General features: G+C 46.3%; 7 protein-coding genes. 1 reads left to right on the forward strand and 6 read right to left on the reverse strand.

Annotated elements, in window-relative coordinates:
• Positions 1 to 99: 99 nt before the first annotated feature.
• From H8876_RS06495 to mgtE, 5 genes are all read right to left on the reverse strand, one after another.
• Positions 100 to 1,689 carry a xanthine/uracil/vitamin C permease gene (locus H8876_RS06495; RefSeq protein WP_249287058.1) on the reverse strand — a complete coding sequence of 530 codons (1,590 nt, stop codon included), beginning with the start codon at positions 1,687 to 1,689 and terminating at the stop codon, positions 100 to 102.
• 13 nt (positions 1,690 to 1,702) lie between these two features.
• On the reverse strand, positions 1,703 to 3,430 hold the full coding sequence (gene ade, locus H8876_RS06500; RefSeq protein ID WP_249287059.1) for an adenine deaminase: 1,728 nt from the start codon (positions 3,428 to 3,430) through the stop codon (positions 1,703 to 1,705).
• Between the two features lie 9 nt (positions 3,431 to 3,439).
• Complete coding sequence (locus H8876_RS06505) at positions 3,440 to 5,230, reverse strand: adenine deaminase (RefSeq protein WP_249287060.1); 1,791 nt, start codon at positions 5,228 to 5,230, stop codon at positions 3,440 to 3,442.
• Between the two features lie 313 nt (positions 5,231 to 5,543).
• A complete protein-coding gene (locus tag H8876_RS06510; protein WP_249287061.1) occupies positions 5,544 to 6,197 on the reverse strand; it encodes a trimeric intracellular cation channel family protein in 654 nt (217 codons plus the stop codon).
• A gap of 47 nt (positions 6,198 to 6,244) precedes the next feature.
• A complete protein-coding gene (gene mgtE / locus H8876_RS06515; RefSeq protein ID WP_249287062.1) occupies positions 6,245 to 7,603 on the reverse strand; it encodes a magnesium transporter in 1,359 nt (452 codons plus the stop codon).
• Between the two features lie 387 nt (positions 7,604 to 7,990).
• Here mgtE and H8876_RS06520 point away from each other — a divergent pair, with 387 nt between their 5' ends.
• Positions 7,991 to 10,372 (forward strand): hypothetical protein, encoded by a 2,382-nt coding sequence (locus tag H8876_RS06520; protein ID WP_249287063.1) that lies wholly within the window; start codon positions 7,991 to 7,993, stop codon positions 10,370 to 10,372.
• A 407-nt stretch (positions 10,373 to 10,779) separates the two neighbouring features.
• On the opposite strand, the gene H8876_RS06525 is transcribed toward H8876_RS06520, so the two are convergent.
• Positions 10,780 to 11,998 (reverse strand): SEC-C metal-binding domain-containing protein (locus H8876_RS06525; protein WP_249287064.1); only part of this gene is annotated, 1,219 nt, incomplete at its 5' end.

The following is an 11,998-nucleotide window of genomic DNA, read 5'->3' on the forward strand; positions in this document are numbered from 1 at the left end:
TGCAGGGGAAAATAAAGAGGACACCTCCTGCCGGTAGAATCAGCAAAAATGTGTCCTCTGTTTTATGCAATATTCATATTTTCAACTCTGGCCACAGCCCTATTCTTTCTCCGACTGGTCGTCCACATACTCCAGCATATCTTCGTCCGGTTTGCACCAGCTGTTTCTTCCGAAGTGGAGTATCAGGCAAACGACGCCTGTGATCAGGTAGCCGATGCCCCACTGGTTTGTAAAGTTTATGGTGATGGCTGCACTGTGGATGATTCCGATAAAAGACAGCACTGCACCGACAAATGCTACAATAGCGACCTTATCCAGACGACGGTCGATGATAAATGCCACCATAGTACCAAGCAGAATCCCGATAACGATAGCACCAGCCTTTACAGCGGCAACACCGTTCCACATGCAGCCAGCGTCTGTAAGCGCCTGGCATACATCCGGTGCAAAGTCGTTGATCCCGGAAGCCACTTTTTCAGTCCACAGATCAGCAAGACCAGCTGCACCTGTGACCTGCGTATAGAGGAAGTCGGCAACCGACGGCACCATGGCCACGCCGATCGCTGCATAATACTTCTTGTCCACGACGCGGAATGCCTGGGAAAGCATATCAACTGCACACCACAGGAATGTGATGGCTACAACTGCTTTCGGGATGATGTCCGACAGCACAGTGAAAAGCCCCAGCACACCTGCCAGAAGCAGGATGATCCCTGCGATGACCGAATAGCCGACACCTGCTCCCGTTCTTTTTAAAGATACGTGTCCGAGCCATACAGTGTTGGGAACGACACCACCAAAGCAGGCAGATATCATAGTAAATACGCCGTCTGCAAACTGAGCCTGCCGGACACTGTATTCATCACCTGCCGCATTAGCACCCTCTACGTTATCCATGGTTTCAATAAAGTTATAGATCTCAACCGGAATGATCACTGCCAGATATGGTACGATCACCGCGAATCCATCGATCATGTACTGGATGCTGTTGACTGGATTGGGAATATAAAATCCGATATCACTGAAATCCACTTGGGTCCGTCCCAGACAAAACGCATACACGATGCCTCCAACGATCGCCACTACAAGAGGCGGGATCTTTTTCGGGAAAGCATACACACCGAATACACCAAGCATAGCAACGATCATAACCGGAAGTCCCAGGATCGGATCCTGAAAAATATCAAATACACCTTCTGTTGCCATCCAGATGAATCCGATTCCCGCAACCGTACCAAGCAGCGCAGCTCTCGGTATCCGCTTCTTCATCCATGGGCCTACAATACCGCCGACAAATTCAATCACTCCACCCAGGAAACAGGCCGCCATCGCAGCAGACCATGCCACCATAGGGTCTTCTACCGCATAGCTAAGGGGCATGATCACACCGTACAGCATAACGAACATCGCCGTTGTCGAAACTCCGGAAGGCAGCGCAGTTACATCAGGTCTTTGATCTCGTTTAGAGATCCGGTAACCCATCCATGCATAGTAGCAGCAGCCCAGAAACAATCCGATGGACATGCCCGGAATGACATAGCCGAACACCACTTTATCCGGCCATTTCAGAACACCGCTCAGCGTAGCGATCACGATCAGATAGTTAACGATATTATTGGTAACAAGGTATGTGAGGCCTCCGATATCGCCTCGCTTAAAAAATGGAACTATTCCCACATGACTATTCATTAATTGTTTTCTCCTAACATTCTACGTTAATAAATGCAAACTTGGTTACATCAAAAAGTCCTTCGTCAGTCAGTTTCAGCTCTGGAATAACTGCCAGCGACATAAAGCAAAGCGTCATGACCGGCTCCACATCTCCGTTTACGCCCAGAATATCATAGGCTTTTTCATGCAAAGCAGTCAGCTTCCCGTCTACCCATTCCGCTGACTGATCACTCATCAGTCCTGCGATCGGCATCGGCATACTTTCGATCACTTCGCCATCCTTCACCAGCACTACGCCTCCACTCTGTTTTTGGAGAGCTTCCACTGCGAACGCCATTTCTTCATCACTAACGCCCACTACAATGATATTGTGTGAGTCGTGTGCCACGGAAAGAGCTACTGCACCTTCCTTGATCCCGTATCCTTTCAGGAATCCGCAAGCTACGTTTCCAGTCATCTTGTGCCGTTCCACCACAGCGACCTTAACGATATCCTGCTCCGGATCAAAGATGAATTCGCCGTCCTTCACCTGGATTTCATCCACAGACTTTTTCGTAACCACTCCTCCCGGCTGGATCTCGATCGTGTGAACTCTGTTTCCGGAAAGATTCATCTTGAATTTTTCTGCCGAAAAGTCCTTTAAATGTACGCTGCCCATGACGGGAGCGATATCTTCTTTGATCACTTCAGGCAGATACTTGCCCTGATCTGCCGTCAGCTGCCCGGCAACCCATACTTTGTCTGCCGAAAAATCCTTTAAATCATCCAGCAATACAATGTCGGCACGGTAACCCGGCGCAATAGCACCACGGTCGTCCAGTCCGAAACACTCTGCTGCATTGAGGGTCGCCATCCGGATCGCTGTGATCGGATCCAGTCCTTCTTCCACGCACAGTCTCAGATGATTGTCAAGATGCCCTTCCTCTAAAATGGTCTTCGGCTGCCTGTCATCCGAGCAGAATATTACTCTGCGGCTGTTCTCCGGAGTCACTGCCGGAAGCAAAGATTTCAGATTTTTACAGGCGGAGCCCTGACGGAGCATCACGTACATGCCGTTGTCCAAACGTTCTTCGAAATCCTGCAGTGTATCACACTCGTGATCCGCGCGGATACGTGCAGCACAATATGCGTTCAAAGCTTTCCCCGTTAATCCCGGTGAATGGCCATCGATCAGCTTTCCTGCATCCTTTGCGACCATCAGCTTGTCCAGAGTAGCATCGTCACCATTGACAACGCCAGGGAAATTCATGAATTCTCCCAGTCCAAGGATGTTGTCCCGCAAGATCGGATCTTCCATATCCATAGCGTCGATAACAGCACCGGCATTCTCAAACGGAGTCGCCGGCACGCATGACGGGAGCATATATTTGATATCCAGTTTCGTATTTTTCGCAGCATTCATCATATAATCCAGTCCCGGGATCCCCAGAACATTCACGATCTCGTGCGGATCTGCGATGATAGTCGTGCCGCCGTGCGGAACCAATAATCTCCCCAGTTCTTCCGGACTCAGATAAGAGGATTCGATATGAATATGGCTGTCGATAAAGCCAGGTGCCGCATATCTGCCTTCTGCATCGATTTCTACTTCACCCTCATACTCTCCGATTCCTGCGATCTGATCGCCGCAAAGGGCGATATCCCCTTCGACGATCTTTCCGCTAAACACGTTAACTACTTTACAATTCCTAATGACCGTGTCCGCCTTGCGTGCTCCGCCGGCAGTCAGGATCAGTTTTTTCAATTCTTCTTTTTTCATGGTTCGCCTCTACTTTTCCACCAGTTCCAGAATCGGATCGTATGTCGTCAGTGCACAGTAATCCACCGGGCCTGCATCAGTCAGCGCATAATCTGGAATAGCTGTGATCGGCAGGAAGAACATGTACATCATCGGATTCGGCAGGTCGGAACCCAGGGAACGAGCCGCTTCATCGATTTTCGCTTCCTTTGCTGCAACGACTTCCGGCTCATCATCGCTTACGATGCCGCCAACCGGCAGAGGCAGGAATTCGATAACCTTGCCGTCTTCTACAACGACCTGACCTCCGCCCTGTTCGATCAGGTAATTTACTGCAAAGGACATGTCCTCGGCATTGGCTCCCATAACCACCAGGTTGTTGTCATCCGGTGCATTGGTGGACGCCATAGCACCTTTTTTCAGTTTCCATCCAGAGCAGAAAGCCAGTGATTTATTACCGTTTTTACCGAAACGCTCCACTACAGAAACCATGATAGCATCCTGCTCTGTATCCGGCTGCACGATGCCATCCTTTACCTTGAGGATCACATCTCGTCTTTTTCTTACAAACGGTCCCTTGACATCCAGACTGAGAACTTTTGCTTCCCCGTTTTCGATCGGCACATGGTACGAGAAATCATCTGCCGTGGTCTTTGCACACTTGAGTTCCCCCTTGAAAATCGGACTTCTCTCCGGAGCCTTCAGCTCGTAAGTCAATTTATGGTTTCTGGCAACCATATTGCCGTTAGTCATTACTTCGTCTACCTTGAAATCCTGCAGATCTTCTACAAACAAAATATCTGCGATCCTGCCCGGACAGATAGATCCGATCAGGTGGTCGATGCGGTATGCCTCTGCACTGTTGATCGTCGCCATCTGAATAGCTGTCATCGGTTCTACACCGGCTTTGATTGCCAGGCGGACGAGGTTGTCCATATGACCTTTTTCCAGAATATCCGTTGCTGTTACATCATCCGTACAGAAGCTGACCCTTCTTGCCAGATACGGATTCACTTCTGTAACAGCGCGCATGTTTTCCGCCAGGAAATGTGTCACGCAGGACTCACGGATCAGCATGTGCATGCCCTTTCTCATCTTTTCAACTACTTCCACATGATCATAGCTTTCATGATCCAGACGAACGCCGCTGCAAAGGTATGCATTGAGCTTTTTACCCGATGCCATAGGTGCACATCCGAATACCGGCAGGTTGTTCTTGCCGGCTTCTGCGATAGCGCCCAGCGTATCTTCGTCCTCTTCCTGCACGAATTCCGTTACGGTTTCCCATACACCGAAGCATTCCGGCCATTTCTGCACCGTCTGGTGCACTTCCTTGGTAAAGTTGAAGGAAACTGTAGACTGCGGCACAGTGTACGGTGTTTTATACGGTGCGCCCCAGAATACTTTCAACGGACTTTTCTTTACTTCTGCAAAGATCTCCTGCAGGCCATCCAGATCCGATACGGAAATGTATTCATCAAGACCGGAGATCATACTGGTGGTCCCGTGAGGCACGACAGCCTTGGCATAGCTGGTAATGCTCAGCTTGCTGCACTCACTGTGGATGTGTCCATCGATCATACCCGGCACCAGGAATCTTCCTTTTGCATCGATGATCTGGGTATCCGGTCCGATGTAATCAGCCACTTCCGCTTCATCACCGACTGCTGCGATCATATCTTTATAAATCGCGATCTCTGCCGGATAGATCTCACTTGTCATAACGTTGACCAGCTGTCCGTTTTTGATAACTTTTTCCGCAGGAATTTTAGCCCCGCCTACACGGATTCGTTCTTTTAACTGTTCTACTGTTCTTTCCATTTTTTCCTCACTGCCAGGGCGATTTGTCGAAATCGTCCCAATAAAAAACACAATCAAACATCTTTTACGCTGTTCTGATTGTGTCATAGGCACAGTATAAGAGCGGGCTTCACGTCCCAAATTACGAATTTTGCTCTAATTTTGGCTTATGACACGATACAACACTGTATGCTCTGATGTCTGTCAAAATATAGAGTACGTGTATTATTATAGGACTGATATAGGCGAACATCAATACGGAATTTCTCGGTATAATGTTCGTGTTTTGTAGTTGGGAGCTTTAACGCTCCCAACTTTTTGCAGAATTATAACATCATTCTTTTCCCGAATGGTTTTTCGTATGATGAAGAGAAACATCCTCCGCCTTTGGGATTTCCCAGCGAAACCGAGATGCCAGCAGCCTTAATACCACTACAAATGCAGACGTGATAAAAAGACCTATGTATTTATCGACGTATGGATAGATGACGCACAGCAGTATACCACCTGCTATGGACGCTACTGCATAAACGTGTTTTGTGAAAATATACGGGGGAACACTTGCCATCACATCCCGGAGAAGCCCTCCGCCTACGCCGGTAACGACACCTACAAAAACAGCCAGGAATGCATTCGCGTCTGCTGTTTCCAGAGCATGCATAGTTCCGGATGCCGTGAAGATCCCGAGACCGACAGCGTCTGCCAGAAGCAATACGAATTCTGAACGTTCCACCATCGTGCGGATCTCCGGGATCAGAACAAAAAGACATGTCGCAAGACCTGCGATCGCATAGATCGGATTGGTGAACATAGCCGGCGGTGTTTCTCCCAGGATCAAATCCCGAATGACGCCTCCTCCCACTGCAGTAGAAAGCCCCAGAACACACACGCCGAACACATCCATGTTTTTTCGGATCCCCACAAGCGCTCCCGATACAGCAAATGCGATCGCTCCTATGATTTCTAATGTTGTTACAATGATTTCCATACAACAAACCTCACCCTTCTGTTTCCTGCTCCGGACATTCTGTTTTCTCAGCTGACCAGAAATAAAAATGCCAGTCCGTAGTAAGTAACGACTGCGACCAGATCATTTACAGTCGTGATCAGCGGTCCGGAAGCTACCGCCGGGTCCACCTTTATCTTATGAAAGAACATCGGTATAACGGTTCCCACCATGCTGGACACCATCATGGCCAGTACAAGAGAAATCCCTACACATCCGGATACTGCAAAGGCTCCCGCCCAGGCATATCCCTTAAAAGCGTGTACGTAGATTCCCAGAAGCACCAGCGCCAGGATCCCCAGCAGCTCGCCGTTCAGCAATCCGATTTTCATTTCTTTTCCAAGAAGCATCAATTTCTCTCTTCCTGTTACATTTTCATCCATAAGCACTCGGATAGTTACAGCAAGGGACTGGGTACCCACGTTTCCCGCCATATCCAGAACCAGAGACTGGAAACAGATCACGATGGGAAGCGCGGCAACGACACCTTCGAAGACTCCAACTACCGAGGAAACCAGCATACCAAGCCCCAGAAGAACGACAAGCCATGGCAGCCTCTTCTTCATGCTGCGTCCGGTAGTTTCTCTTAAATCTTCTTCGGCAGTCAGCCCTGCCAGCTTTGCATAATCTTCTCCTAATTCATTATCTACGATCTCTACGAGATCTTCAGAGGTGATCACGCCCAGCATCTTGCCGCCAGCGTCAAGGACCGGAATAGAATCTTCCGCATAATCTACGATCCTGCTTGCACAATCCTCAATTTTTTCATGTGCCTCAACGTGCGGATAGGAACGCAAAATTATATCATTGATATCATCGTTTTCCCGCGCAACGATCAGTTTCTTCAGATCAATAGCTCCCGCAAAACAACCACCAGCATCCACTACGTACATTGTCATGATATTGTCATGAACTCCAGCCTGACGCACCAGTTCTCTCATGGCCTGCCGAATAGAAAGACCTTCCTGAATACACACGTAATTGGTCGTCATATAGCTGCCGATTTCCCGTTCATCGTAGGACATCAACTTTTTGACGTCCTGTGCGATCCTTCCATGCAGTTTGTCCACGATCCTGTTTTTTCGTTCCGGATCCAGCTGCTCCAAAATATCCACAGCATCATCTGAATCCATCAGCGAAATGATCGCAGCGGCATCTTCAACAGATATTTCTTCGATATATTTCTGTGGATCATCAAAATACGGAAACACGTTTGCTGTTTTGGCAATGCCCAGCACATGGTAAATTCTTTTTCTCTCCGCCCGGCTCAGATTTTCCAGAAGTTCCGCGATATCATTCTCATGGTAGTTGGACAAAACCTCTGCGATCCTTGAATCTGAGCGATTTTCCCGAATCAGTTTCTGTATCTCCAAATATTTCTTGTTCATAGTTGACTCCTTTCCTTTCTCAAAACACGGATAATACTGTTTCAAGCAATAGAAAAGGGCATTAAAAAAGCACCTTACAGTGCTTTTTGATCAACGGAAACAGACCCAGTGGTGAATTTTATCCGACGACTGTGTCTTAAACTGATATAAAAAGCACTGCTATTCATACTTCGCCCTGACCTATCACTACTGTCCATAAAATTCACCTCCATATCTTTTTTGATCTTCTTTCTATACTAGCATTGCTACCATGAATTTTCAACCTGGTTTAATATAGTTTTTCCATTGACACTGTCCCTGTTTTTTTCGCATTGCGTTTTCCATGTACTTTCTGTATAATATAACACAATTCTAGAATTTCTCTCTAAAATAATGGAGGTGGATCCTTTGAAAAAGAAGAAGCGAATGCTCAGTCTACTGCTTTGTATTGCAACATTAGTTTCTCTTATACCAACCACAAGTTTTGCAGCAGGAGTATGGGAGCCCGCTCTAGAAATCAATCAGAGTAAGGTAGTCTTTGCAGGACATACATGGTGGGTGATCGGCGACGGAACCAGTGGTATATATCCACAGCCGGGTCACGCCACGCTTCTCGCCGCAGATTACGACAGTGAATACCAAAACATTCCATTCCGTAAAGGAAGTGCAGACTCTTTTGGAAATTCAAGTCCATTTTCTACCATCGGCCGCGGAACGATGTATTATGCAAACAATCCTTCCGGGATGTCGGCGTGGGGAACTCCCAATGAATATGGCGGAAGTACCCTACAGCAAAAATTGGTCCAGATCGCAAATAGCCTGCCGGCAAAAGATGCATCCTATATCCGGCCAAGGACCCTGACCGGAAGCGACAGCATCACCGGTCCAGTGGTCAGCAATCAAAAACTATGGCCGCTGTCCCTCGAGGAATATAATACCATAGATGTGAATGCTGTATGCCTCTACGGGGGTCAGTTTGATCATTTCTGGCTGCGTACTCCCGGTTATGGCAGGGACGGTGAAAGAGTCCGACAATGTCCCGGCCGTTATAGGGTGCCGTCATCGGCCGTCATGTTCTATAATGTTGAAGTAGACCAGGATATCGGTGCCAGACCTGCCCTTAATGTAGATCTGTCTTCTCTCCTCTTTATCTCCAATGCAGATGATGCAAGCGGGAAACCTTCTGTATCTGTGGGAAATGGTCTTGTCGCAACAGAGGAGCCAACCGACACGGTAAAATTCACCATGAAACACACCGACCAAAATCTAAATGTCTATGCGACCCTGGGACAGAGACGACAGACGGCGAAAACGCTCACTTTCGGTTATGCCAATGCAACCGGAGGGGCAAATCAGTATATCTCCTGTATCTTGACAAATCGCTATGGCGACATTAGGTATTATGGCAAATTAGCCGACAGTTCCAATGCATCAAGCGGATTCTTGTATATTCCTCTTGCCGGCGTCAGAGATAATGAATACACATTATCAATCTTTTCTGAACAAATAAACGATTCGCGCTCTACGGACTTTTGCAGTGAACCGGTGACGATGCGTGTGGTCGTCTCAGATGGTGTGGGAATCGTGAGTGATTATCGGGGTGATCTGCATTACCATACGTGGGATCCGGATGCATGGGCATACAATGATTCTTTCCACTGGCGTGAATGTCTCGCACCAAACTGCCCGCTTCCAGACAACAGCCAAAAGGATGAATATGCGGCACATGTCTACGATCAGCAGGTGAAAGATGATATCTATAAGGCCAGTGATGCCACCTGTACAGAAGTGAAGAAATATTACTATTCCTGCATATGCGGTGCAAAGGGAACGGAAGTATTTACCGATGGAGACCCTCTCGGGCATACCTGGGGATCCTGGCAGCGTGACGGTGCAGATCAGCACACCCGTACCTGTTCTGCCTGCTCAGCGTCTGAATCAGAAGCATGCTCCGGTGGTACGGCCACCTGTATAAATCAGGCGGTCTGTACAAAATGCGGGGAAGCTTACGGAGCTCTCGATCCAACTAACCACACAGGTATTGTCACATGGATCCAGACATCTGCCACACACCGTTCTGTATATAATTGCTGTAACTCGACCGTTATAGCGGAGGACGCACACGAATGGAAAAATGGTGTGTGCCTTGAATGTGGCTATCGCTGTCAGCATACCGGTGGTACGGCCACCTGTTCCCAAAAAGCTGTCTGTGAGATCTGCGGCATTCAATATGGAGATTTGGATCCCGGCAATCACCAGGCAGCAAATGAATGGACACAGGAAAACGATAAACATTATCATAAATGTATTTACGGCTGTGATACCCATCTCGATGAAACAGACTGTTTCGGCGGTACAGCTACCTGTTCCAAAAAAGCCACCTGTACCGTGTGCAGCAATACATATGGTGCATTGGGCACGCATCGTTTGAGTCACCAGGAAGAGAAGGCGGCAACCTGTACGGAAGCTGGCAACATCGCATACTGGCATTGTTCCGTATGTATGAAAAACTTTTTAGATCAGGCAGGAAGGCAGGAAGCATCGAATGTTGCCCTGCCTGTGCTTGAACACACCTATGGAGAATGGACGGTCACAAAGGCCCCTACCTCCCAGGAAACAGGAATTAAAACAAAAAGCTGTGTATTTTGCGGACATACTATAACCGAGTCGACTCCTGCTACCGGCGACAGTGATCAACTTTCAATCTGGCTTTTCCTGTTTCTTTTAAGCGGTGCAGTCCTTTCATACACGGTTATGGTTTATAGACGAAAGAAGAAAAATTATTCTTAAATTTTTATAACGATATGATTTCGGCGGTAAAACGATGTCATTTTTGTAACATCTCAGCTCCGGCCGAAATGTTACACGATCGGTTTAAGCCGAAGACATGATCATAGATCCAGATTTTACGGCATGATCTTTTTTACAGATTATAAAATCCCGAACCATTGAAATTTCAACAGGTTCGGGATTTGTTTTCTTAAAAACGTCTATTCAAACTCTTCGAGGTATTTTGTATAGCATGATGAATACACTGGAATTTCAACGCTTTTAATCTCTGCTATCAGTATTTTTATCCCCTGTGAACTCATTTTCAACGATTTATAGAATCATTTTAGAATCACTATCATTGCCAATTACAGATTATGATACTAAAGTGATGTAATACAACCAGACTAAACACTTAGGAAATAACTCTACCTCCCGCAGCAATGCTTATACTTCTTCCCGCTCCCACAAGGACATTTTTCATTTCTCCCGATTTTTCTGTTTCTTTTCTTATGTAGTTCAACTCTCCGGGCTGCATTCTCTGCACCTAATAGTTTCAGCCTGTCAAAATCGCCTTCATCTATTTCATCAATTGAAAACTCTCTTCCTGATACATTTAATAACTGTCCGTTCTTATCATATGCAAGTTCTATACAGGCTCTTCTTTCTTCATTATTCCATATCATGGTAGCAAATATATAATCCTGCTTTTCATTCATGCCTATGGAGGCAATGCCCTCCTGTTTTACAAAGCAAGTCATTTTAACTGATTTTCCATCTCCGCCAAATATTACTGGGAATTCCCTCTTCTCAATACTCTGGCGATTATATACTGCATTGATATTCTCCTCAAAGTTTTTTCTTCCGTCGTATGATAAATTCAGCAGATATGAAGATAGCCATACCTTGTTTTCTTCACTTCCTTTTTCTATCACGCTGATCATTTTCATAAACAAAGGTTGCATATCTTGTACTGGTTTTTTTACTGACGGGCCCTTTGCGTATAAAGCTCCGAAATATTTGTCCAAATCCTCTCGATAACCAGCGTAAAAATATTTGCTATCTGGATCTAAATCTTCCATTTTATAAGTATAGCAGTTATCTTTAATGTACATTCCCAGATGATCCAGTTCATCGTATAGTGCAAGTGTGGGTACCGTTGTTGCTGCTTTTCGCTGCATCAGATAGTGCATAAAAATCAGCGGTGATTCAAAATATTCGCTATATACAATCAGATCATCAACAGATATGCTTATGGCATCACTTTTCAACTTGAAGAAACCCATTTTCTCCGCTCTTGCAGCAACCTCATTGATGTTATCAACTGTTACTGAAATCTGATAAATGTAATTATAGTCAGCTTTATTCACCGCTAACTTCTTAGTCTTATCCTGATTATAGAACTCTGCAGTTGAGTTTGAATTTATATATTCAGCTGTTCTATCACACTGATGGTCTGCCTTCTCAATCAGAGTCCTATATGATTTTACATGAGCTGGATAATCTGTAAGTGGAGATGTATATACAAATGCACCAGCCTTAACTTCTATAATCAGAAGCGTATCATGATATACTATCAGAATGTCATTTTCTGCGAGTTTTTTCATAGAACCGCTAATTGGATAATAATTACTGTCTCTTATACAC

The sequence above is a fragment of the Lentihominibacter faecis genome (genome assembly GCF_014306095.1).
Classification (GTDB): domain Bacteria; phylum Bacillota; class Clostridia; order Peptostreptococcales; family Anaerovoracaceae; genus Lentihominibacter; species Lentihominibacter faecis.